Annotated in this window: 22 protein-coding genes, 1 tRNA gene and 1 pseudogene; 13 read left to right on the forward strand and 11 right to left on the reverse strand. The window is 63.8% G+C overall.

Going from position 1 to position 22,177, the window contains the following annotated elements:
* Nucleotides 1–54: 54 nt before the first annotated feature.
* Nucleotides 55–1,398 carry an MFS transporter gene (locus G9U53_RS07850; protein ID WP_003942551.1) on the forward strand — a complete coding sequence of 448 codons (1,344 nt, stop codon included), beginning with the start codon at nt 55–57 and terminating at the stop codon, nt 1,396–1,398.
* Here the strand turns inward: G9U53_RS07850 and G9U53_RS07855 are convergent.
* Nucleotides 1,389–3,254, reverse strand: a complete 1,866-nt coding sequence (locus tag G9U53_RS07855; protein ID WP_165638550.1) for a GAF domain-containing protein — start codon at nt 3,252–3,254, stop codon at nt 1,389–1,391. The genes G9U53_RS07850 and G9U53_RS07855 overlap by 10 nt on opposite strands.
* A gap of 139 nt (nt 3,255–3,393) precedes the next feature.
* Between G9U53_RS07855 and G9U53_RS07860 the strand changes: the two genes are divergently transcribed.
* Entirely contained in the window at nt 3,394–4,761 is a 1,368-nt protein-coding gene (locus G9U53_RS07860; RefSeq protein WP_024487653.1) for an FAD-linked oxidase C-terminal domain-containing protein, read from the forward strand.
* A 106-nt stretch (nt 4,762–4,867) separates the two neighbouring features.
* Nucleotides 4,868–5,716, forward strand: coding sequence for a TauD/TfdA family dioxygenase (locus tag G9U53_RS07865; RefSeq protein WP_063315332.1), 849 nt, complete (start codon nt 4,868–4,870; stop codon nt 5,714–5,716).
* Nucleotides 5,717–5,727: 11 nt separating this feature from the next.
* On the opposite strand, the gene G9U53_RS07870 is transcribed toward G9U53_RS07865, so the two are convergent.
* Both G9U53_RS07870 and crgA read right to left on the reverse strand, forming a co-directional pair.
* Nucleotides 5,728–6,219 carry a PH domain-containing protein gene (locus G9U53_RS07870; protein WP_063315331.1) on the reverse strand — a complete coding sequence of 164 codons (492 nt, stop codon included), beginning with the start codon at nt 6,217–6,219 and terminating at the stop codon, nt 5,728–5,730.
* A 107-nt stretch (nt 6,220–6,326) separates the two neighbouring features.
* Nucleotides 6,327–6,590: a cell division protein CrgA gene (gene crgA / locus G9U53_RS07875; RefSeq protein WP_003942576.1), complete on the reverse strand. Its 264-nt coding sequence runs from the start codon at nt 6,588–6,590 to the stop codon at nt 6,327–6,329.
* Nucleotides 6,591–6,764: 174 nt separating this feature from the next.
* On the opposite strand from crgA, the gene G9U53_RS07880 reads away from it, so the two are divergent.
* Nucleotides 6,765–7,406 (forward strand): DUF881 domain-containing protein, encoded by a 642-nt coding sequence (locus tag G9U53_RS07880; protein WP_223304399.1) that lies wholly within the window; start codon nt 6,765–6,767, stop codon nt 7,404–7,406.
* A 22-nt stretch (nt 7,407–7,428) separates the two neighbouring features.
* A complete protein-coding gene (locus G9U53_RS07885) occupies nt 7,429–8,094 on the forward strand; it encodes an aminodeoxychorismate/anthranilate synthase component II (RefSeq protein ID WP_003942537.1) in 666 nt (221 codons plus the stop codon).
* A gap of 56 nt (nt 8,095–8,150) precedes the next feature.
* On the opposite strand, the gene pknB is transcribed toward G9U53_RS07885, so the two are convergent.
* The 7 genes from pknB to G9U53_RS07920 all read right to left on the reverse strand — a co-directional run bounded on the left by pknB (nt 8,151) and on the right by G9U53_RS07920 (nt 17,839).
* Nucleotides 8,151–10,076 (reverse strand): Stk1 family PASTA domain-containing Ser/Thr kinase, encoded by a 1,926-nt coding sequence (gene pknB, locus G9U53_RS07890; protein ID WP_042453355.1) that lies wholly within the window; start codon nt 10,074–10,076, stop codon nt 8,151–8,153.
* Nucleotides 10,073–11,431 (reverse strand): protein kinase, encoded by a 1,359-nt coding sequence (locus G9U53_RS07895; protein WP_019746232.1) that lies wholly within the window; start codon nt 11,429–11,431, stop codon nt 10,073–10,075. The genes pknB and G9U53_RS07895 overlap by 4 nt, the downstream gene beginning before the upstream one ends.
* Nucleotides 11,432–11,434: 3 nt before the next feature.
* A complete protein-coding gene (locus G9U53_RS07900; RefSeq protein ID WP_007735774.1) occupies nt 11,435–12,901 on the reverse strand; it encodes a penicillin-binding protein 2 in 1,467 nt (488 codons plus the stop codon).
* Nucleotides 12,898–14,349 (reverse strand): FtsW/RodA/SpoVE family cell cycle protein, encoded by a 1,452-nt coding sequence (locus tag G9U53_RS07905; RefSeq protein WP_007735775.1) that lies wholly within the window; start codon nt 14,347–14,349, stop codon nt 12,898–12,900. The genes G9U53_RS07900 and G9U53_RS07905 overlap by 4 nt, the downstream gene beginning before the upstream one ends.
* Complete coding sequence (locus G9U53_RS07910; RefSeq protein WP_007735776.1) at nt 14,349–15,773, reverse strand: PP2C family serine/threonine-protein phosphatase; 1,425 nt, start codon at nt 15,771–15,773, stop codon at nt 14,349–14,351. The genes G9U53_RS07905 and G9U53_RS07910 overlap by 1 nt, the downstream gene beginning before the upstream one ends.
* Nucleotides 15,770–16,234, reverse strand: coding sequence for an FHA domain-containing protein (locus tag G9U53_RS07915; RefSeq protein WP_003943418.1), 465 nt, complete (start codon nt 16,232–16,234; stop codon nt 15,770–15,772). The genes G9U53_RS07910 and G9U53_RS07915 overlap by 4 nt, the downstream gene beginning before the upstream one ends.
* Before the next feature lie 186 nt (nt 16,235–16,420).
* Complete coding sequence (locus G9U53_RS07920; RefSeq protein WP_020905627.1) at nt 16,421–17,839, reverse strand: DUF3662 and FHA domain-containing protein; 1,419 nt, start codon at nt 17,837–17,839, stop codon at nt 16,421–16,423.
* Between the two features lie 254 nt (nt 17,840–18,093).
* Here G9U53_RS07920 and G9U53_RS07925 point away from each other — a divergent pair.
* Nucleotides 18,094–18,179: transfer RNA gene (locus G9U53_RS07925), tRNA-Leu, on the forward strand.
* Between the two features lie 52 nt (nt 18,180–18,231).
* Here G9U53_RS07925 and G9U53_RS07930 read toward each other — a convergent pair.
* The gene (locus G9U53_RS07930; RefSeq protein ID WP_064688157.1) at nt 18,232–18,573 is read right to left on the reverse strand and encodes a hypothetical protein; all 342 of its coding nucleotides are present in this window, start codon (nt 18,571–18,573) and stop codon (nt 18,232–18,234) included.
* A gap of 383 nt (nt 18,574–18,956) precedes the next feature.
* On the opposite strand from G9U53_RS07930, the pseudogene G9U53_RS07935 reads away from it, so the two are divergent.
* The 7 genes and pseudogenes from G9U53_RS07935 to G9U53_RS07965 form a co-directional block, all read left to right on the forward strand.
* A pseudogene (locus G9U53_RS07935) lies at nt 18,957–19,355 on the forward strand (DUF2637 domain-containing protein); the annotation flags it as partial.
* A 47-nt stretch (nt 19,356–19,402) separates the two neighbouring features.
* Nucleotides 19,403–19,837, forward strand: a complete 435-nt coding sequence (locus G9U53_RS07940) for a DnaB-like helicase N-terminal domain-containing protein (RefSeq protein ID WP_232330067.1) — start codon at nt 19,403–19,405, stop codon at nt 19,835–19,837.
* Nucleotides 19,834–20,028, forward strand: coding sequence for a hypothetical protein (locus G9U53_RS07945; RefSeq protein WP_172826976.1), 195 nt, complete (start codon nt 19,834–19,836; stop codon nt 20,026–20,028). Before G9U53_RS07940 ends, G9U53_RS07945 begins: the two co-directional genes overlap by 4 nt.
* Nucleotides 20,025–20,237, forward strand: a complete 213-nt coding sequence (locus G9U53_RS07950; RefSeq protein WP_054781723.1) for a hypothetical protein — start codon at nt 20,025–20,027, stop codon at nt 20,235–20,237. The genes G9U53_RS07945 and G9U53_RS07950 overlap by 4 nt, the downstream gene beginning before the upstream one ends.
* 2 nt (nt 20,238–20,239) lie before the next feature.
* The gene (locus tag G9U53_RS07955; RefSeq protein ID WP_165638552.1) at nt 20,240–20,407 is read left to right on the forward strand and encodes a hypothetical protein; all 168 of its coding nucleotides are present in this window, start codon (nt 20,240–20,242) and stop codon (nt 20,405–20,407) included.
* Between the two features lie 86 nt (nt 20,408–20,493).
* The gene (locus G9U53_RS07960; protein ID WP_058036950.1) at nt 20,494–21,294 is read left to right on the forward strand and encodes a Fic family protein; all 801 of its coding nucleotides are present in this window, start codon (nt 20,494–20,496) and stop codon (nt 21,292–21,294) included.
* On the forward strand, nt 21,291–21,854 hold the full coding sequence (locus G9U53_RS07965) for a recombinase family protein (protein ID WP_054781726.1): 564 nt from the start codon (nt 21,291–21,293) through the stop codon (nt 21,852–21,854). Before G9U53_RS07960 ends, G9U53_RS07965 begins: the two co-directional genes overlap by 4 nt.
* Nucleotides 21,855–22,177: the final 323 nt, after the last annotated feature.

The raw sequence follows: 22,177 nt of genomic DNA on the forward strand, positions 1-22,177 counted from the left end.
CTTGAGTCACTTCGTAGATAGCAACGCTGACCTTTTCCGAGGAGTACCCCTGCCATGACCTCCACCGATAGCACCACCACTGACGGTGGGGTTGCGCCGAGCGAGATCGAATCTCGCGTGGTGAAGAAGGTAGCGCGCCGGCTGATTCCCTTCCTGATCCTGCTCTATTTCGTGAACTATCTGGATCGTACGAACATCGCTTTCGCCAAGCTCACCATGAGCGCCGACCTCGGTATGACCGAGACGATGTTCGGGCTCGCATCCGGTCTCTTCTTCGTCGGCTATCTGCTGTTTGAGGTGCCGAGCAACCTGGCCCTGCACCGCTTCGGCGCTCGGCTGTGGATCGCGCGGATCATGCTCACCTGGGGCATCCTCGCCGCTGCGCTGGCATTCGTGCCGAATGTCGGCAGCCTCTATTTCCTCCGCATACTGCTGGGCATCGCCGAGGCCGGCTTCTTCCCCGGAGTTCTTCTCTACCTGACCTTCTGGTTCCCGAAGAAGTACCGCGTGCGCCTGATGGGTCTGTTCCTGCTGACGCTTCCGCTCTCGTCGGCGCTCGGTGCCCCGCTTTCGGCGGCCATCATCCAGTACGGCGACGGACTGTTCGGCCTCGCCGGATGGCGCGTGATGTACCTGATCGAGGGTCTGCCCGCCGTGATCTTGGCGTTTGTCGTCTGGTTCTACCTCACCGATCGTCCCGCCGACGCAAAGTGGTTGACCCTCGAGGAGCGCACCTGGCTGATGAAGTCCATGGCCGACGAGGAGAAAGAACTCGGCGACGCCGGTCACCAGTCCGCCGGCAAGACCCTGCGCGATCCCCGCGTCATCGGTTTCGGTCTGGTCTACTTCGGAATCACCTACGGCCTTTACGCTTTGAGCTTCTTCCTGCCCAGCATCGTCGCAGGATTCAAGCAGACGTTCAACACCGATTTCTCGCTCGTCGAGACCGGCCTGATCGTGGCCGTCCCCTACGCGATCGGCGCTGTCGCGATGGTGCTGTGGAGCCGCCATTCCGACAAGACCGGTGAACGAATGTGGCACGTTGCAGCCCCGACGCTCCTGGGCGCGGTATCCATTCCGATTGCGCTGTATCTGGATTCACCGTTCACCGTCATGATCGCGGTCTCGCTCACCGCCGTCGGCGTGCTCTGTGCGCTGCCCGTCTTCTGGTACCTGCCCACCACGTTCCTGACGGGTGCCAGCGCGGCCGCGGGCATCGCCATGATCAACTCGATCGGCAATGCGTCGGGCTTCGGTGCTCCGTACATCACCGGCTGGCTCACCGATGTGACCGGAAATGCCAAGGCAGGACTGTGGGTGGTGGGCGCCGTGATGCTCTGTGCCGCAATCCTTGTGGTGGCGCTGGCAAAGCGATCGAGCAAGCCCGCTCAGATCTGACCGAGTTTCCCGGCACTGGCACGCAGCCGGATCAGGAGCGCAAGATCGAGCGCCTGGTCCGGCTGACGCCACTGTGTACCGATCAATCGGTCGATCGACTCGAGCCGTTGGTACAGAGTGTTGGCGTGAATCGCGAGCGCGGCGGCGGTCGCGGAGTGCTTGCAATTGTGTGACAGGTACGACGCGAGGGTGTCCAATAGCGGAACGCCGCGTCGTTGCTCCTCCTCGAGGAGAGGACCGAGGGAACGCTCTGTCAGGACTTCGAGTTCTTCGCGGCCGGTGCGGCTGAGGAGAATTCGGTAGATGCCGAGTGAACTTGCCGGTTCCACGTGGGAGGCCCGCCCGAGAGTCTCGAGGACGTCGACGGTGTGCTGTGCCTCGACATACGCCCGCGCCAGACCTTCCGCTCCCACCGCCGGATCGGCGATTCCGACGGTCGGGTTCTCCGCCGGCTGCACCCACGCCGCCGCAACTGCTGCCGGTGACATTCCGGGAATCAGTGCGATGACTCGTGAACCATGTTCGGCAACAACGGTTCCCGAGGGGAATGCAATTTCCTCGATACTGCGACGCGCACGGTCGACGGCGTCGGCCGGGCGGGCCACCACGACGGTGTACGAGCGGTCAGGATTGAGCCCGGCCAGGCGGAACTGACCGGTGACCTCGGCTGGCGTCGGCGCAGGCCTGGTGATCAGATCGACCAGAAATGCGTCGCGTGCCCGACGGGTAGCTTCCCTGGCCGCCCGTTCGCCTACCAGCGCAAGCGCAATGGCCGGGGCTGACCTTTCGAGTGCCAATCTCATGGCGGCGGTGGGTTCCTGGCGCGAGAATAGGAACAGAACTCCGAGTTGGTCACCGGCACTGCGTACTTCGGTGGCGAACAGGAACTGCTCACCGACGATCAGCGTCACCTCCTGCTCGCGTCGGTCGGCGGCAAAGATGTCGAAGACCCGATGCACGCTCTCGCTCACCCGTTGCAGTCCCGGTGGGATCTCGGATGTTCCGGTCACGAAGAACACCGGCGAACCCGTCGACGCCGAGGTTTCCTCCACGAGTTCACGAACACCGCCGCCGCGCAGGACAACCTGAGTGAGCGAACGATCCCAAGTCAGTGTCTGTTCGAGAAGTGCTGTGCGCTCAGCAAGTTCGGTGTTCGCGGCGTTCACTTCCGCAACCGTCGCGCGATAGCGTTCGAGAGAACGGGCATTCTCGATGGCCACCGAGGCATGGGCTGCGAGTGCGGACAGCAACGCAACTTCTTCGTTGCCGAATCGGCGCTCCTGACGTTTGCACGCGCACAGCGCACCCAGGATCTTGCCGTTCAAGGTCAGCGGCACAGCCAGCAGGCCGCGCATGTTCTCGGCTCGCGCTGCGTCGTCGGCCGGTCCGATATGTGCAAACGAGGGATCGTTTCGGTAGTCGGGAGACCAAGCAGGAGAAGAGTTCTCGACCACGCGACCGATCAGACCTTCGCGGAAGGGAACCGTGAGGCCGAGCAATTGGGAGGTGTACGCACCGCTCGTGACTTCGATGATCAAGATGTCGTCGTGAATGAGAGCAAGGTACGAAAGGTCGACGCCGAGTAGTCGTTTGGCCTGATCCACGATCTCCTGCAGGAGGGCGTGGTGATCGTGCATCGTGGTCAGCAGCGACGCGATGTCGTTGAGTGCCCCGAGTTCGGTGGCGCGCTGTCGGCGCTGAGCCAGGAGACTTCGTAGTTGAAGCGCCGATCGGGCTTCTCGCTCGATCTCGGCGGCGACCTCGGGGCCTGACCCAGCGGCCAACTGATCGCGGTGTTCGATCAGTTCCTCGGTGGATGCCTCGGCCAGGAGAAGCTGTAGCCAGTTCTCGTGCATCCGCGCTCCCTTGTCAGACCAACTCGTCAGACCAACTCGTCAGACCAATGATGAGTATGGAGAGAATGTCCATACAGTTTCCGGTTTCTCGGAGTAAATCTACATGGGGCGGTGTAGCCGCCGTCACTATCGTGGAGACATGACACTCCTCGAGGCGCTCGGCTCGCAGATCGATGCGGATCGACTGATCACCGACCCCGACATCATGGCGAGCTACATCCACGACGACGCCGAGTGGGCTCCCTACGAGATGCCGGTCGCAGTGGTCCGCCCGCGCACAGCCGAGCAGGTACAGACAGTTGTGCAGGCGTGCATCGCCCACGGTGCGCCCGTCGTCACGCGCGGAGCCGGAACCGGTCTGTCGGGCGGAGCCAACGCAGTCGCCGGCGGCGTCGTGATCGCATTCGACGCGATGAACGCCATCAAGGAGATCAACACCCTCGAGCGTTTGGCCGTGGTCGAACCCGGAGTGGTCAACGATCACCTCCGCGACGCGTGCGCCGAGCACGGCCTCTGGTATCCGCCCGATCCGGCGAGCGCGCCCTGGTCGACGATCGGCGGCAACGTCGCGACCAATGCCGGCGGCCTGTGTTGCGTCAAGTACGGCGTCACCAAGGACTACGTGCTGGGCATGCAGGTGGTCACCGGAACCGGTGAGCTGGTTCGGCTCGGGCGTCGAACTGCCAAGGGAGTGGCTGGGTTTGATCTCTCGGCACTCATGGTCGGCTCCGAAGGCACTCTCGGGGTGATCACCGAGGTGACCGTCAAGCTTCGTCCTCAGCGCGATCCCGAACGCACCATCGTCGGATACTTCGACTCCATCGTCGCTGCGGGCAAGGCCGTCGAAGCCGTCGCCGCAGACGGTCTCACGCCGTCGGCCCTCGAGCTGATCGATCGGCAGTGCCTGCTTGCCGTCGATGCCTGGAAGAACATGGGCCTCTCGGCCGACGCCGAGGTTGTCCTGCTCGGCCGCATCGACACACCGGGCGAGATCGGCGACGCCGAAGCCGAGCGAATGTTGGCCTGCTTCAACCGCTCCGGGGCTACCTGGAGCGCCAGATCCACCGATCAGGAGGAAGCCGACGCCTTGTTCTCCGCCCGGCGTCTGGCGTACCCCGCCCTCGAGCGGCTCGGCCCGGTGCTCACCGAGGACATTTGCGTCCCAAAGGCGGCGGTTCCGGAGATGTTGGCGCGCATCGAGGCCATCTCGGCCCGGCACGACACGCACATCGCGAACATCGCGCACGCGGGTGACGGCAACCTGCATCCGCTGCTGATCACGCCACACGACGACGAAGCGGCGCGGAGGCGCGCTCAGGCCGCTTTTGCCGAGATCATCGACAATGCCCTCGAGTTGGGCGGAACCGTCACCGGTGAACACGGCGTCGGCCTACTGAAGATGGGCGGCTTGGCGCAAGAACTGTCACCGGCCGTCGTCGCGATGCATCACGCGATCAAGGGTGCACTCGACCCCCACGGAATCATGAACCCGGGCAAGGTGATCTGAAAGGCTGGCTCCGTAACCGAATCGGTTTCCGGAGTTACGCCGTCGAAATGACGAGTTCCTACGCTCGAGTTGAACCGTTTGGCCAACTCGACGTATGGAGTGATGAATGTTCTCTTCCGATTTGACGCTGGCAAGTGTTGTTCCGCGGCGCGTGGAGACGGTCGAGGCCGTCCGGGCGGCAATCGCTCTCGACGGGGCCGCGGTCTTCGGTGGCCTGCACACCGAGGACGATGCCATTGCCTTCGCGTCGAAGTTGCTCGGTGAGAAGTGCATTCGCGTCGGCCGCCAGTTCGAGGCGAGTGCCAAGAGTCAGGATGCCGAAGCAGCTGTCGTCGACACCCAACCGGTGGACGAACGCGGCAGGAAGCGCTCGTTCGGCATCTCCGGCGAGCGGATGACCGCCCACAACGACGGTTTTGCGTTCGGTGATTACGCGCCCGACTATCTGTTTCTGTGGTGCAAGCGTCCGGCGTATCCGAGTGGCGGTGACTCGTTTCTCATCGATGCGCTCAAACTGACGCGGTTGCTCGCCTTCGATCCCGCAACAGCGGAGCTGGCCGAATTCTGTTGGAGCACAGACATCGACCATTCGGAACCGAACTTCCCGCAGAACACATTCGCGCCGATCGCCCGGACGGTGTCGAGTGGACGCAACCAGGTTCGGTATCACCCATATCTCGCGCCGATCGCCGGCGAATTGGAAGAAGCGCAGTGGCCGCTGGTGAAGCAGTGGAGTGAGGCCGTGATCCACGTGCGAGACAGCGGGCCGATGTTCCGTGCCGAAGCCGGCGAGATGATCTGCATCGACAACTACCGGGTGCTTCACGGCCGCGACGGGTACACCGACCCCGGCCGTGAGCTGTACTCGATCTGGGGATGGTCGAGCGACGCCGTCGCGGTGCCGCAGCAGGCTCTCGACATCGTGCAACCGGACCTCGCGGCACTGGCCATGTAGGTAGCCCGCGCTTACTTCTCGGGCGGCACCAAACCGTGAACGGCGAGCACGTCCAGGACGTCCTCAGGCGACGTGCCGAGATCCCAGCGTCCGAAGATCAACAGCTTCTCCGTGTCGGTGGGACGGTCGACGATGTCGATCTCGAGCATCGGGACGCGTCGACCCAGACGCGGGTAGCGGACGAGACGCACGCGGTCGATCTGTTCGCGGGTGAACTCGTGGCGGGCGCGCAGTCGCTGCACCGCGATCGACTTGGTTCCCGCGTCCTCGATCACAGCCAGGCGGGGACGCTGACGCAGGGCGAGTCCGCCCATCACGAACAGCCCGATCACCGCGAGGGCGAGCAGGAAGCGTCCGGCAGGCTCCGTGGGCGCGATTATCGAGGCGATCGCGAGGGCAATTCCGCCGCCGAACATCGCGTAGACAACACCCATCGGAGTGGCCCACGAGACGACTTCCGTGGCGTTGTCACGAGGCTGTGGATGAAATTCATCCTCGAGCATGTGGATAACTTCCTAGGTTGTCCACAGGAGTTATCCACAATGGGGATGAATGACACCCATGTAATTGAATGACGGTCACGATCCGGGTCGAATCAGATACTCGCTGTTCAGCGCCATCTCATGGTCATGACAAGGCCGACAACCATGAAACCGAAGCCGACGAGGAAGTTATAGTTTCCCAAGTCGTTCATCCACGTGATCGAATCCGCGGCCAAGTAGTACACAATCAGCCACGCCAGGCCGACAAGCATGAATCCGAGCATCACCGAGACGTACAACGTGCTCGACGGACCCATCTTCACCTTCACCGGAGTGCGGTTTGCCGGGTTGACTGTGTAGTCGTTCTTCTTACGGACCTTCGACTTGGGCATGACGTCCTCGCTCTACGGTGTGACCTGCATGTGTTACCTACACGCTAACGTAGCTGTGTCCAGTTGGTCACCGGCCGACCTGCACAATCCGGGAGGAGCCACGTGTCTTCGGGTGAATCTTCACGAACCGTCTGGCACATCGGTGTACTTGCCGTCTGCCTGGTAGCCGGTCTGATGGTCGCCACGGCGCAACGATCCGCCGAGGAAAACCAGCTGCAGGTCACCGAAAGCACCAGGCTCTCCGATCTGGTCCGCAGCGCCCAGGCCAATGCCGAAAAAGTTTCGGCCGACCGGGACGAACTTGCCGCTCAGCTCGATTCGCTGCAGCAAGACGCGGCTCGGTCCGACGCCGGAGTGGCCGCCGCGCTCGGTGACATCAAGAACATCTCCGCCGACGCGGGACTGACGGAGATGACCGGCCCCGGCGTCGTGGTCACGATGACGGACGCCCCACGCAACGCCGACGGCAAGTACCCGGTCGACGCCACCCCGGACGACCTCGTCGTGCATCAGCAGGACGTCCAGAGCGTCCTGAACGCACTGTGGGCCGGCGGGGCCGAAGCGGTGGGCATGCAGGACCAACGGATCATCAGTACGTCGGCGCCGCGGTGCATCGGAAACACTCTTCTTCTTCACGGACGTACCTACAGCCCGCCCTACGTGATGAGCGCCATCGGTGACGTTGCGCGCCTCGAGGCGGCCCTCGCCGCCGAACCGGGCATTCGGATCTACAAGCAGTACGCGACCCGCTTCGGCCTCGGGTACACGCAGGCAACGCCGTCGCAGATCACGGTCCCCGCCTATACCGGCGGATAGCACAGGCGTTTACCCTGCTCTCATGAGGATTCTCGTCGTCGACAACTACGACAGCTTTGTGTTCAACCTGGTGCAGTACCTCGGCCAGCTCGGAACCGAAGCCGTGGTCTGGCGCAACGACGATCCACAACTGACGGCAGACCTCGAAGGTGCAGTAGCGCAGTTCGACGGCATTCTCCTGAGCCCTGGCCCCGGAACTCCGCAGCGCGCGGGAGCGACGATGGATCTGGTGAAGGTCTGCGCCGACACCAAGACCCCGCTGCTCGGCGTCTGCCTCGGACATCAGGCGATCGGTGCGGCTTTCGGCGGAACCGTCGACCGCGCGCCCGAACTGCTTCACGGCAAGACGAGTCTGGTTCACCACAAGGACGTCGGCGTCCTGGCCGGGCTGCCCGATCCGTTCACCGCTACCCGCTACCACTCGCTGACGGTTCTCGAGGACACCATTCCCGAGGAACTCGAGGTGACCGCACACACCGAGAGCGGCGTCGTGATGGCGATGCGCCACCGCGAACTGCCGATTCACGGCGTCCAGTTCCACCCCGAGTCCGTCCTCACCCAGGGTGGACACCGGATGCTCGCGAACTGGCTCGCAGTCTGCGGTGAGGCGCCGCCGGAAGGACTCGTCGCAGCCCTCGAGGCCGAGGTCGCGTCGGCGCTCGGCGGCGCATTGCCCGCAATTCTCTGACACCTGTCCACAAAAAAGTGCCTCCCGGAAATCTCCGGGAGGCACTTTTCACTTTGCTAGCGGCCGGGGATTCCGAGCGCTCCGACGCTGACGGTGATGACCGCGTCCTTGGAGATCTCCGAGCCCGGAGGCTGCGTCTGCGAGACGATCTTGCCCACCATTTCCGGGGTGAGCGTCGTGCTCTGGTTCTGCACCAGCTGCGAAGCGGTTCCCGCCCAACCGGCTGCGCGAAGCGTGCTCAACGCCTCCGACACCGTCTTGTTGGTCAGATCAGGCATCGCGACCTGGTTGCCATTGGACACTCGTAGCGTCACGGTCGAACCCTTGGTGGCCGACGTGCCACCGGTCGGGTCGGTCGAAACAACCTGTCCCTTCGGCAGACCCGAATCGATCTCCGTGATCTGGACGACGAACCCGGCACCTTCGATGTTGGGCCTCGCCACCTCTTCACGCTGACCGGTGACATCCGGGACACGAACCTGCTCCGGTCCGGTGCCGACGGTGATCGAGACCGCGGAATCGAGAACAACCGACACTCCGACGGCCGGGTCCTGATTGACGATCTTGTCGACCTCGGCGACGGTCGATGCCGCCTTGCCGATGGTCGGATCAAGTCGGAGTCCGACGGAGTTGAGCTTCTTCTCCGCGTCGTCCTGGCTCAGCCCGGTCAGGCGTGGGATCGCGACCTGCTCGGGTCCGGTGGACACGTCGATGGTGACGGTGCTGCCCTTCTCGATACGCACCCCGGCAACCGGACGCGTCGTGATGACGTTTCCGGCGGCGATCACCTTGTCCGTCTTCTGCTGACGCTCCACCTGGAATCCGGCGTTGGTCAGCGTCGCCTCGGCGACGTCGGCGGGCTGGTTGGTCAGGTCACCCGGAACGGTCACCATCTCGACCTTCGGCGAGTTCACCCGAATGAGGAAGAACGTCACCAGACCGATCACCAGAAGCGCCGCGATGCCCATCAGGGCGTAGCGTCCGCCCTTCTTCTTGGCAGGAGGCTCGGCGGCGCGAGTTGTCCTCGCAGGAACCGGCTCGACCGGATCGGGAGCGGTGCGGTAGTTCCCGGTGTCGGAGCCGACGGCGCCGAGGATGGTGGTGCGGTCCTCGTCGTTCATCACCATCGGAGCACTCGGACGCTGACCGCCCAGGACACGTACCAAGTCGCTGCGCATGTCGCCGGCGCTCTGGTAGCGGTTGGCCGGGTTCTTGCTCATCGCCTTGAGAATGATCGAATCCAGCTCGCGCGGAATGTCGGGATTGATCTCCGACGGCGTCTGCGGATCTTCACGAACATGCTGGTACGCCACGGCGACCGGTGAATCACCCTTGAACGGCGGCTCGCCCGTCAGAATCTCGAACAGCACACAACCGAGCGAGTAGACGTCCGAACGCGCGTCCACCTGCTCACCTCGCGCCTGTTCCGGCGAAAGGTACTGAGCGGTGCCGATCACGGCGGCCGTCTGCGTCATCGGGCTCGACGCGTCGGAGATGGCGCGGGCGATACCGAAGTCCATCACCTTCACGGCGCCGGCACGGTTGATCATGATGTTGGCGGGCTTGACGTCGCGGTGCACGATGCCGTTGCGGTGACTGAAGTCCAAAGCGGCGCAGACGTCCGCGATCACTTCCATCGCCTTGCGCGGAGCCATCGGCCCGGTGCTGCGCACGATGTCACGCAACGTGTCGCCGTCGACGTACTCCATGACGATGTACGGCAGCGGCCCGGCGTCGGTCTCGGCTTCACCGGTGTCGTAGACGGCCACGATCGCCGGATGGTTCAGCGCGGCAGCGTTCTGCGCCTCACGACGGAACCGCAAGTAGAACGTGGGATCGCGCGCGAGGTCTGCACGCAGCACCTTGATCGCGACGTCGCGGCTGAGTCGGAGGTCGCGCGCCAGGTGAACCTCGGACATTCCGCCGAAGCCGAGAATCTCACCCAGCTCGTAGCGGGAGGAGAGATTGCGGGGTGTCGTCATTGGTCTTGTCCTAGCGGTTCTTCAGCGTCTCCGGGATCCGCCAACGGCTCAGTGGTCGTTGTGGTCGTCGTTGTCGTCGTGGTGGTGGTTGTGGTCGTCGGAGTTGTTGTTGTTGTGGTCGGCGTTGTCGTTGTGGTTGTCGGCTCGGTCGTGGTTGTCGTCGGCCGAGTCGTCGTTGTTGTCGGCTCGGTGGTCGTCGTCGTGGGCCGAGTCGTCGTGGTGGTGGGCTTGGTCGTCGTGGTGGTCGGCAACGTCGTGGACGTGACGACGGGTGGCGTCGGGTCGCTCGGACCGTCGGTTGCGATCCAGACTCCGCCGATGATCAACGCCAACAAGATCAATCCGCCGCCGGCCCATGCCACGGCCTTCTGCCCACTGGTCATTCCGCCGGCTGCCGCGTCGTCCGCAACAGCTGCGCCCGTCACCGGGCCCGCGTACGTCGGCGGCATGACCTGCGTGGCACCCGTTGCCGGCAACGCGCTCGCGGCACCGGTGGCGAGCAGACCGGGCGGCGGTGGACGCCTTCCTGCCCGAACGGCTGCAACGGCGTCGGCGAACTCGCCGCCACTGGCGTAGCGGCCGGCCGGATCCTTGGTCAACGTGATGTCGATGAGCTCGCGGATGTTCGGCGGCAGGTCGGCCGGCATCGGCGCCGGGGTTTCCTGCACGTGCTTCATCGCGACGGTCAGCGCGCCGTCACCGGTGAACGGGCGTCGACCCGAAAGTGCTTCGTATCCGACGATTCCCAGCGAGTACACGTCGCTCGCCGCGGTCGCGTCCTGACCGAGGGCCTGCTCGGGCGCGATGTACTGGGCGGTGCCCATCACCATTCCCGTGCGCGTGACAGGAGAGTTCTCGACGGCCTTGGCGATGCCGAAGTCCGTGATCTTCACCTGGCCAGTAGGCGTGATGAGGATATTGCCCGGCTTCACGTCGCGGTGCACGACACCGGCGTCGTGTGCGACCTGCAGGGCGCGGCCGGTCTGCTCGAGCATGTCGAGGGCATGCGGAACCGCCAGGCGGCCGACGCGTGCCAGGACAGCGTTGAGCGGTTCACCGTTGACGAGTTCCATCACCAGGTACGCCGTGGAATCACCCGAGCTGTCGCGGGTCTCGCCGTAGTCGTAGATTCCGGCGATACCGGGATGGTTGAGCTGCGCGGTGGTGCGGGCCTCGAAGCGGAAGCGCTCCAAGAACTCCGGATCGGAAGAGAACTCGGACTTGAGTACCTTGACGGCGACGCGACGGTTGAGCCGGGAGTCCGTGGCTTCCCACACCTGACCCATCCCACCGGTGGCGATGAGACGGATCAATCGGTAACGATCGGCGATCAAAGCGCCGTTGTTCAACGCCACGGTTCAGCCCCCTTGGATTCCGGCTGCGATGACTGCACGACCGATCGGCGCAGCAACCGAGCCACCGGTAGCGGCGAGTCCGCGGTCACCACCGTTCTCGACGATGACGGCCACGGCGACCGTCGGATTCTGCGCCGGTGCAAAAGCGATGTACCAGGCGTGCGGCGGAGTTTCCCGCGGGTTCACGCCGTGCTCGGCGGTACCGGTCTTGGACGCGATCTGAACGCCGGGGATCTTGCCGTCGCCGCCGGTGAAGTTCTCCGAGCCGATCATCAGATCGGTCAGCGTGGCCGCAACTGCCGGCGAGATCGCCTGACCCATCGACACCGGTGACGGCGTACTGAGATCGGTCAGATCGGGTGCCTGCAACTGGGAGATCAGGTTGGGCTGCATCCGCACACCACCGTTGGCGACGGTAGCGGCGATCACTGCGTTCTCGAGCGGGGTCACCGCGACGTCGCGCTGGCCGATGCTGGTCTGGCCGAGGGCCGCGTCGTCGGAGATGTCGCCGACGGTGCTGTCTGCGACCGGCAGCGGGATCGCGGGAGTGTTGGGCCCGATGCCGAAAGCGCTGGCCTCGTCCTTGATGGCGTCGGCGCCGTCCTTGATGCCCAGTTCGACGAAAGCGGTGTTGCACGAGCGCGCGAAAGCGTCGCGCAACGACGCCGTCGGGTTGGGGCCGCACGTGCTGCCGTTGTAGTTCTCGAGGGTCGTGCTGGTGCCGGGCAGCGTGATCTGCGGCGCCGCGGTCAGCTGGTCGTCCGGCGTCGCACCGTTGCCAAGAGCTGCAGCCGTGGTGAGCACCTTGAACGTCGAACCGGGCGGGTAGGTCTGCGAGATAGCGCGGTTGACCAGCGGATCGTTGGGATCGGCATTGAGCTCGTCCCACGCCTTGGTGGTTTCGGCGCCGTCGTGGCTGGCAAGCAGGTTCGGGTCGTAGCTCGGAGTGCTGACCATCGTCAGGATGCGTCCGGTGCTCGGCTCGATCGCGACGACGGAACCGGTGTAACCCTTGCTGGTCAGCTGGTCGTACGCCACCTGCTGCATGGCCGGATTGAGCGTCGTGACGACGTTGCCGCCGCGCGGATCGCGTCCGGACACCAGGTCGAAGAAGCGCTGACTGAACAGCCGGTTGTCCGAGCCGTTGAGAATCGGATCTTCGGTGCGCTCGAGGCCGGCGCTGCCGTACTGCATCGAGTAGAAGCCCGTGACCGGTGCGTACGGGTACGGATTCGGATACTCGCGCAGGTACTTGTACCGGTCGTCGGTGGCGCGGGAGGCGGCAAGCACCTGACCGGAAGCCGAGATCTGACCTCGCTGGCGTGAGTACTCGTCGAGCAGCACCCGCGAGTTGCGCGGGTCGGCTCGCAGGTCGTCAGCTTTGATGACCTGTACGTACGTGGCGTTGGCGAGGAGCGCGACGACCATCACCATGACGGCCATCGCGACGCGGCGCAGTGGAGTGTTCATACGCGCGGCATCATCTCGGTATTGGCGTCAGCGATTGGGGGCGGACCTTTCTTCTTCGTCACTACCGGCGCACGAGCCGCGTCCGAGATCCGGACGAGGATGGCCAGCAGTAGGTAGTTCGCGAGCAGCGACGAGCCGCCGTACGACATGAACGGTGTTGTCAGACCCGTCAGCGGGATCAGCTTGGTGACGCCGCCGACGACAACGAAAATCTGGATCGCGATCGTGAACGACAGACCGGCGGCGAGCAGTTTGCCGAAGCTGTCGCGCACGGCCAACGCCGTACGCAGGCCGCGGACGATGAGAAGCAAGAACAGCATCAGCACAGCGGCCAGGCCGATCAAGCCGAGCTCTTCGCCGATGGTCGCGATGATGAAGTCCGTCTTCGCGAACGGCACCTGGTTGGGTCGACCACTGCCCAGACCTGTTCCGGCGATACCGCCGGTGGCCAGGCCGAACAGCGATTGCGAGATCTGATACCCGGTATTGGCGTAGTCGCCGAGCGGGTCCAGCCAGGTGTCGACGCGCACGCGCACGTGTCCGAACATCTTGTAGGCGAAGAAGAATCCGATGGCGAGCAGTCCGCCGCCGATCACCAGCCAGCCCACACGCTCGGTCGCGATGTAGAGCATCACCAGCACGGTGCTGAAGAGCAGCAACGACGTACCGAGGTCTGTTTCGAAGACGAGAACGCCCACCGAGACGATCCAGGCGAGCAGGATCGGCCCGAGGTCGCGGGCACGCGGAAAGTCCATGCCCAGGAAGTGTTTACCGGCCGAGGTGAACAGGTCGCGCTTCGCGACGAGCACCGACGCGAAGAAGATGATGAGCAGGATCTTCGCGAACTCACCTGGCTGAATGCTGAATCCGGGCAGGCGAATCCAGATCTTCGCGCCGTTCACGCTCGAGAACTTCGCCGGCAGGATCGCAGGAATCGCCAGGAACACCAGACCTGCGAGGCCGAGCGTGTAGCTGAACCGCGCCATCAGGCGGTAGTCCTTCAAGAACACGAGCAGCAACACGAAACCGGTGATCGCCAATGCAGTCCACATGACCTGCTGGTTCGCATCCGGAGACGGTGCCTCGACGCCGTTGTAGAGCGCTGTTTGTTCGTCGGCGAGGTCGAGTCGGTGGATGAGCACCAACCCAAGGCCGTTGAGCAGGGCGACGATCGGCAGCAACAGCGGATCGGCGTACGGCGCATACCGCCGAATTGCCAAGTGCGCGATCAGGAACAAGCCCGTGTACGCGAGCGCGTACTTGGCCAGATCGAGAGTGATCTTCTGTTCCTGGCTCGCCTCGACGAGCAGAAGCGAGACCGTCGTGATGATGACGGCAAAGCCCAGGAGCAGCAGCTCCATGTTTCGACGGGTCGACTGGACCGGCGCCGGGGCAAAACCTCCGGGCGGACTCGGAAAAGCCGTCCCCGCAGCTGCGTTGGACGACATCAGTTGACCGTCCTGCAAGTCTGACCGGGAATGTCGGTCGGCGTCGGCGTAGTCGTGGGTGCCGCCGTCGTCGGCGCAGCAGGCTCCCCGGGCGGTGCGGGGGGCGGCGTGGTCTCCGGTGCCGGCGGGGGAGTGGGCGTGGCCGTCGTCGTCGGAATCGGCTCACAACGAGGCAGCAGATCGCCGCCGATGAGACGGATCATCTGGCTCTGCGCATCCTCACGCTTGCCGGACGGCAACCCGGCGCGCACCTGCTCCTGCGCCGACGGCTGCAGATCCGTCACTTCGAGGATGTTGCAGTTGCTGGGAATCGCGTCGGGGGAGACGAGGGTCAGGACGTCGTCGTCGCCGACGCAACCCACCAGATCCGCGTCTTGCAGCGAGTAGCCGAGCACCGAACCGGGGATTCCGCGCAGCACCGTCACGCGGCCGTTGTCTTCGCCGACGTAGTAGTTGTTGCGGATGACGGCGCGGCCGATCACGGCGCCGACGCCGACCAGCGCGATCAGCACCACGGCGAGGACCACCCACCACAACCGGTTCCGCTTCTTCTTCGGTTCCGGTTCGGGTTGGGAGACAACTCGCTTGGGCGTCGCGCGCGGCGGACGCATGGCAGCGGCGCGGCCGGCAGCGGTGTTGGGCGGAGGGGCGTCCTCTTCCTCTTCCGTCGACGCGGCGCCCGCGACGATGGGATGCGACTGGCCGTAGTCGAGGTCGATGACATCGGCGACGACGACGGTGACGTTGTCGGGGCCGCCGCTGCGCAGCGCCAATTCAATGAGACGGTCGGCGCACTGCTCCTGCGAGCCCTCGCGCATCGTGTTCTCGATGGTCTCGTCGCTGACCACGTCGGAGAGGCCGTCGGAGCAGAGCAGGTAGCGATCGCCGGCGCGGGCTTCGCGCACGGTGAGCGTCGGCTCGATCTCGTTGCCGGTCAACGCCCGCATGATCAGGGATCGCTGCGGGTGCGTGTGTGCCTGTTCGGCGGTGATCCTGCCCTCGTCGACCAACGACTGAACGAACGTGTCGTCGCGGGTGATCTGCGTCAGGTGGTCGTCGCGCAGCAGGTAGGCGCGCGAGTCGCCGATGTGCACGAGACCGAGCTTGCTGCCGGAGAAGAGGATCGCGGTGAGCGTGGTGCCCATGCCGTCGAGTTCGGGTTCTTCCTCGACGTGATCGGCGATGGAATCGTTGCCCTCACGGGTGGCTGCCTCGAGCTTGCCGAGCAGATCCTCGCCGGGCTCGTCGTCGTCGAGATGCGCCAGGGCGGCAATCATCAACTGCGACGCGACCTCACCGGCCGCGTGTCCGCCCATACCGTCGGCCAAAGCCAACAGGCGTGCACCGGCGTACACGGAATCTTCGTTGTTGGAGCGCACGAGACCGCGGTCGCTGCGCGCCGCGTAGCGGAGAACAAGGGTCACGGGCGTAGCTCGATTACCGTCTTGCCGACGCGAACCGGAGTGCCCAGCGGCACGCGCACCGCAGTGGTGACCTTGGCGCGGTCCAGATAGGTGCCGTTGGTCGAACCGAGATCCTCGACATACCAATCAGCGCCGCGCTGCGAGAGCCGCGCATGGCGCGTCGACGCGTAATCGTCGGTGAGAACGAGCGTCGAATCGTCGGCGCGGCCGATCATCACCGGCTGTGAGCCCAGCGTGATGCGGGTACCGGCGAGGGCGCCCTGCGTGACCACCAGGTACCGAGGCACCTTCGCCTTGCCCAGCGAGGGCAGGACCTTTCCGGCGCGGGTGTACCGCGGCGGAACCCTGACCCCGGAGCCGGCATAGATGTCGGAACGGAGAGTGCGGAGGACTGCCCAGACGAACAGCCACAGTAGGAGCAGGAAGCCCGCCCGTGTGAGTTGCAGAATCAGGCCCTGCACGGCTGTCCACCTCCTTCTATGGCTCGAGCCCCGCCGCAGCGGGGTTCGAGCATTGTCGACTGGCAGCATCATAGGGGGCTCTGGGCCCCGAAGATCACGATACTGACAGCCGCGTGACGGCGGCGCGCCGACGGACCGCCGAATGTTCGATTGTTATCGGAAAAATCCTGGCGTCCGTTTCTCAGCTCAGAGAATGCGAACCAGAATCTCCGAGTGACCTGCACGAATGATGTCGCCGTCTGCCAGCTGCCAGTCCTGGACCGGTGCACCGTTGACGGTGGTGCCGTTCGTGGATCCCAAATCGGACAGCATCGCGGTGCGGCCGTCCCAACGGATGTCGATGTGGCGACGTGAGACGCCGGTGTCCGGGAGGCGGAACTGAGCTTCCTGGCCGCGGCCGATGACATTGCTGCCGTCGCGAAGCTGGAAGTGGCGTCCGCTGCCGTCCTCGAGCTGCAGGGTTGCCGTCAGGCTCTGGGCCGTCGGTGCGTAACCGCCCTGCGGCTGGGCGTAACCCTGCTGCGGGTAGGCCTGCGTCTGCTCGAAGTTGCCGCCCTGCTCGTAGCCGGCCTGCTCGTACGGCTGCTGTGTGTACGCCTGCTGGTCGTAACCGCCCTGCTGGTAGCTCTGCTGGTCGTAGCCCGGCTGATCGTAGGACTGGCCGTTGTAGGGCTGCTGGTAACCCTGCTGGTCGTAGCCGCCCTGCTGGTAGCCCTGCTGGTCGTACCCACCCTGGTACGCCTGCTGGCCGTAGCCCTGCTGGTCGTACGGCTGCTGCTGGTAACCCTGCTGGTCGTAACCGCCGCCCTGCTGGTCATAGCCCTGCTGGTCGTAACCGGCCTGCTCGTACGGCTGCTGCTGGTTCGGGTACGCCTGCTGGTCGTAGCCACCCTGCTGCTGGTTGTAGCCCTGCTGGTCGTCGCCCGTGCGGTAACCGTCGCCGCGGTCGTAACCGTTCTGGTACGGCGCTTCCTGGCCCTGCGGAGCGGCGTAACCGCCGTCGTCGTGGGAGTACCCGTTCCGTGCCGGCTGCTGCGGTTCGGGCTGGCGACCCGCCGGTTCGCGGCTTGGTTCGTAGCCTGAGTTCTGCGTCATGGGGCCGGCTCCTGGTTGTGACGGGACTGGATTGGAAACAGGGGGAACAATCGGTGCGGGTCGCTGAGGCGGCCGTTGTGGAGGCCGCGACGAAACCTGCGGAACATGCGACGGCGGGGATGCCTGCTCAGCGTCACCATCCGGGTCGACGGTTCCGCGGGTGCGGAACTGACCGGTGTGGAGCGTAGGCGAAGGCTCGAAAGTGACCGAGATGTCGCCGTACGTCTGCCAACCCTGATCGCGGATGAAATCCTGCAGGTGTCGGCTGAAAGCTTTGGTAGTCAGTTCGCGATCGGCTGCCAATTCTTCGTGATCGGAGTTGTTGATGGTGATCACGTAGTTGTTGGGGGCGAGAAGGATTCCGCCGCCGAGGTGCTCGACGCGGTCACGTGCCTCCTGCTGGAGCGCCGCCTCTACTTCCTGCGGCACAACACCACCACCGAAGACCCGCGCGAATGCGTCGCCGACAGCTCCTTGGAGCTTTCGTTCGAAACGCTGCACGATGCCCATCGGGCCCTCCTCTCGCCTCGCATCTACGACGGCAAAATGCTCGGCAAGTAGCGCCGGCACCGCCTTGTCGCGTGTCGTCCAAACTGCTGTACAGGTTCCACGGTACTGTCAAATGTCGCTTCGGCAGTACCTGGCCGCTGTTTCAGCATGGTATCGGTTCTGGGCTTTCGGGTGCTCGGTGTTCATCGATTCGTGCCCTGAGCTGCACGAATAGAACTTTCAAAGTTTGTCGTGATAATGTTTCGGCGTTGCTCGGGCGAGTGGCGGAATGGCAGACGCGCTGGCTTCAGGTGCCAGTGTCCTTCGGGACGTGGGGGTTCAAGTCCCCCTTCGCCCACCACAAGACGAGGCCCTAACTCCTTTGAGTTGGGGCCTCGTTTTTTTGTTGTCGGCTAACTGGCCGCAGCCTGAATGAAGCTCAGAACGAAGTCCAATGCGGTGCCCGCAAACGGGTCGCCGACTGGTTGAGGGGCCGCGGCGGGCGCAGTGATCTGAGGGGTCATCATCCCTGGCGGCAGTGTGCCGGGCGGGAGATTGATGATGGCGTTGATGTCGTAGATGGTGTTGCCGGGACCGTTGGTCACCGCGAAAGAGATACTGCCGAAGTCGACGACCGGAGTGTCGGCTGATGCAGTACCCACTGCACTGCCGAAGGTGATCGCGGCAGCGAGCGCGCCAACGCCGAGGGCGGCGGTGGTTCGGGACAAACGAGTAGGCGTTTCGAGTCCATTCACAGATGTGCTCCCTTTCGTGGTGACAGCATCCGTGCGTGGACGCCGAGCAGCCAGGAGATTGCAACTACTGCCGAGGAAGATAACGGACATTCACCCCATGGCGGAGTGGTTCGGCACGAAGTGCTTCGTCGTTCCCAGCAGTCAGAGACTTGGGACTTGCCCGGGTGACTGCCCAGGAGATTCTTGTCGTCTTGGTTGAACGTCTGTTGGCCGACGAACCCTCAGTAACGGGTAAAACGTGACGTTCTCGCTCGACGCTGACCCTTTTCGTATGTACGTATATCCGTAGATGCGGACATACACGGAAAGCTAAATGGGGGTCCCACAAGGAGGCAACCCGGCGAAGCTCCAGACCGGGAACCTTTGGAAGGAAAAACCCGATCATGAACGACTTTAGCCTCCGGGCTGCCCGTATCCAGCTAGGCGCATTGCTCGCCGCACTCGCACTCGCGATCGTCATTGCACTCGGCATCACCACCGGCGCATTCGTACTTTCCTTCGCCGTACAACGCGACCTTGCAAGGCAAGCGCTGATCCCCGAACACCTGACCTGGATTTTCCCGGCGATCGTCGACAGTGCAATCCTCGGCGCGACCATCGCCATCGCCATCGTCATCATCAGCAAGCTCAACATGAACAAACGCGACAGAGGCTTCTACATAGCGCTTGCAGTCAGCGTTGTCGTGATCAGCATCCTCGGAAACGCGTACCACGCCTATCACGCAGCAATCGCCGCACGGCAGTTCATCGTCGGTGGGGGAGACCTCGGGTTCAGTCCCCTCGCGAGTACAGCACCGCCCTCGACGTCGAGGCTCAACTCCTGTGCTCGCTGCTCTGGGCGCCGGCTGAGAGCGCGAAACGTGCCGTCGCAGCTCTGACCAGCGCAGACTTCTACCGGCCCGTGAACGCGGCACTGTTCACCGCCATCGAGGAGCTAGTCACTTCCGGCAAACCGCACAACAGTGCCCATGTCTTCGCCACCTTGCAGCAGGAAGGACGCACCAGCGGGCACCTCGGGAAACAACTCACCAAAGCACTCACCGACATCAGCACCATCGGCGTCCCGTCCGCTGAACTCGAGCACAAGATTGCCGCAGTCCTCATCCAGGCCTACCGGCGCGGATTCCGCGAAGCAGCACGATCCCTCGCCCAAGCCGCCGAAGAACTCCCCGAAGACCAACTGTTCGAACACCTGCTCAGCATCGGCCGCGAACGCCGCGCAGCCTCCCAACGCCTCGCAGCCATCCGCGAAGGCCGCCCATGACTAACAAACCGAGAGTGTTGAAACACAGCATCTTCGGAGTCCTCGCGCTCGCCGTCGCAGCCCTGGACTTCACCATCGGCACCAAACACATGATCACCGCCGGAATCATCGCCCTCGCCGCCTCCGTCTACAGCTTCACCAAAGCCGCCAGCCTCCGAAAAGCCCCAAACGACAAAGGGAATCGACCATGACGACCGAAAAAGACACCAGCAAACCCGGCTGGAAAGCGCACACCGTCGTCGCGCTGATCAGCCTCGCCGTAGGCATCATCTTCCTCACCGGCGGAACAACCATTTCACTCATCGCCGGAACAAGCCTCCTCGGGCTTGCCGTCTACCACTACGTCGTAGCCCTACGCCTCCGCCGAGAACTCAAGACACCCGCCGAAGAGGAGGGTTGAACGTGAGCGACGACGAACACGATGCCTGGCAACTGCACCACCACGGAGCCAGCTGGGACGACATCGGCACCGAAATGGGATGCAGCCCCACCACCGCGCAAACCCTCGCAACCGCCTACGAGAAACGCACCGACAACGCCGCCGCACAAACCCAAAACACTCTGTTCTGAAAACCCGTCCGTAGGTCCGTGTCGGAGCTACCAGGCACAATCGCCGGAAACGACAGAAAGGAACGCCATGAACAACGAGATCACGAATGGCGGAATTGGCAGCGAACCCGATCGACGGACACTTCGACTTCGCGCACCTGCAAGCAATCCACCGACACCTACTCGGCGACCTGTACGAATGGGCCGGTGAAATCCGCACCATCGACACCGCGCCAGGCGATCTCGGCATCCTCCACGACCCACCCGCCGCCATCCCAGGCGAACTCGACCGAGTGTTCACCGACATCAACAGCGGCGTCTACGTCAACCACCACAGCCACGAAGCGTTCGTCCAGGACCTCGCCGGACACTGGGGAGATCTCACCAGTGTCCACCCGTTCGTCGACGGAAACTCCCGCACCCAAAGGGTTTTCTTCGACCAACTCGCACGCGACGTCGGATGGGCAATCGAATGGCGCGAACTCAGCGCCGACGCCGTCCAAGCCGCCCGCAACTTCGCCTACATCGACGGCGGAACCATCCTCGCCGACGTCCTACGACCCGCGATCAAACCTGTCACCGAAGTGCCCATGGACTCCATCGCCACCGCACCCCGCGAGAACGTCATGACGTTCCCCGAGCACTGGCAGGCGATGATCGAGCACCACGACACCATGCCCGAACAGACCTATACCTGGGCGAGCCAGATCAAACCCGAAGCACCACAACATGACCCACAGACGACCGAGATCCGGCCAGCCCCCAAGCCGGCCGCTCCGGAACCGGAACTAGCCGACCTCGACACCACCAAGTTTCACACCCACTGGAGCCCCGAGGTCGACCACCAACTCATGAACAGCCGCACCATCCCACAACACAGCAGCAGACCAGAAGGACCGAGACTGTGAGCATCATCGGATACGCCCGCGTCTCCACCCTCGAACAAAACCCCGAACTGCAAGAACACGCACTCCGCCAAGCCGGAGCGATCCGCATCTTCACCGACTACGAATCCGGCTCCAAAACGCAGCGCCCCCAGCTCACCGAATGCCTGAACTACCTACGTGACCACGACGGTGATGTCCTCGTCGTCTGGAAACTCGACAGGCTCGGACGATCCGTCCGCCACGTCATCGACACCGTTCACAACCTCGGTGAGCGCGGCATCGCATTCCGTTCCCTCACAGAAGGATTCGATACCACCACCGCAGGCGGCGAATTTCTCTTCCACATCATGGCAGCCCTTGCCCAAATGGAACGCCGCATGATCGTCGAACGTACCCACGCCGGCCTCGAAGCCGCCCGACGTCAAGGTCGACGCGGCGGCCGGCCGACTGTCATGACCCCGGAACGCACTGAACTCGCCCGTGCACTGCGCGAGCAAGGGAGGAGTCTTGACTCCATCGCTTCGACACTGGGCGTCGGTCGGTCCTCTGTCGGCCGTGCACTCCTGACGGCCATCCAATAGCTCGATCTTTTTCGGAAGACGGTAGTTCAGTTGTGAATCTTGTTGCAGTCTCTACGAATACCGATGGTACCGGTTGGCTCGGTGAGTGTCCTCTCGGAGGTTGAGGGGCTCGATCACGGTGGACTGACCGAGACTGATACCGACCGAAGCTCCTCAACAGTTTGTGGGCCACCGACTGCACCCGCCAGTGAGCCTAATCATGAAGGCTACGCGTTCGTCTCCGTCTCGTTGGAACGGAGACACGGAGACTTTAGCGCTGAACCGCGATGTAATTCGCTGTTGGAAGGGTGCTCCGCGAGGCTGGAGGAGGACTTCGGGACGGG

This window comes from Rhodococcus sp. D-46 (assembly GCF_011290655.1).
Lineage (GTDB): Bacteria > Actinomycetota > Actinomycetes > Mycobacteriales > Mycobacteriaceae > Rhodococcus_F > Rhodococcus_F qingshengii.

Excerpts from the sequence above, each read along its gene's own strand:
- G9U53_RS07855 (WP_165638550.1), bottom strand. The coding sequence starts at position 3,254 with ATGCACGAGAACTGGCTACAGCTTCTCCTGGCCGAGGCATCCACCGAG.
- pknB (WP_042453355.1), bottom strand. The coding sequence starts at position 10,076 with ATGACGACACCCCGCAATCTCTCCTCCCGCTACGAGCTGGGTGAGATT.
- G9U53_RS07900 (WP_007735774.1), bottom strand. The coding sequence starts at position 12,901 with ATGAACACTCCACTGCGCCGCGTCGCGATGGCCGTCATGGTGATGGTC.
- G9U53_RS07860 (WP_024487653.1), top strand. The coding sequence starts at position 3,394 with ATGACACTCCTCGAGGCGCTCGGCTCGCAGATCGATGCGGATCGACTG.
- G9U53_RS07870 (WP_063315331.1), bottom strand. The coding sequence starts at position 6,219 with ATGCTCGAGGATGAATTTCATCCACAGCCTCGTGACAACGCCACGGAA.
- G9U53_RS07865 (WP_063315332.1), top strand. The coding sequence starts at position 4,868 with ATGTTCTCTTCCGATTTGACGCTGGCAAGTGTTGTTCCGCGGCGCGTG.
- G9U53_RS07905 (WP_007735775.1), bottom strand. The coding sequence starts at position 14,349 with ATGTCGTCCAACGCAGCTGCGGGGACGGCTTTTCCGAGTCCGCCCGGA.
- G9U53_RS07885 (WP_003942537.1), top strand. The coding sequence starts at position 7,429 with ATGAGGATTCTCGTCGTCGACAACTACGACAGCTTTGTGTTCAACCTG.
- G9U53_RS07950 (WP_054781723.1), top strand. The coding sequence starts at position 20,025 with ATGACGACCGAAAAAGACACCAGCAAACCCGGCTGGAAAGCGCACACC.
- crgA (WP_003942576.1), bottom strand. The coding sequence starts at position 6,590 with ATGCCCAAGTCGAAGGTCCGTAAGAAGAACGACTACACAGTCAACCCG.
- G9U53_RS07880 (WP_223304399.1), top strand. The coding sequence starts at position 6,765 with ATGGTCGCCACGGCGCAACGATCCGCCGAGGAAAACCAGCTGCAGGTC.
- G9U53_RS07850 (WP_003942551.1), top strand. The coding sequence starts at position 55 with ATGACCTCCACCGATAGCACCACCACTGACGGTGGGGTTGCGCCGAGC.
- G9U53_RS07920 (WP_020905627.1), bottom strand. The coding sequence starts at position 17,839 with ATGGGCATCGTGCAGCGTTTCGAACGAAAGCTCCAAGGAGCTGTCGGC.
- G9U53_RS07945 (WP_172826976.1), top strand. The coding sequence starts at position 19,834 with ATGACTAACAAACCGAGAGTGTTGAAACACAGCATCTTCGGAGTCCTC.
- G9U53_RS07960 (WP_058036950.1), top strand. The coding sequence starts at position 20,494 with ATGGCGGAATTGGCAGCGAACCCGATCGACGGACACTTCGACTTCGCG.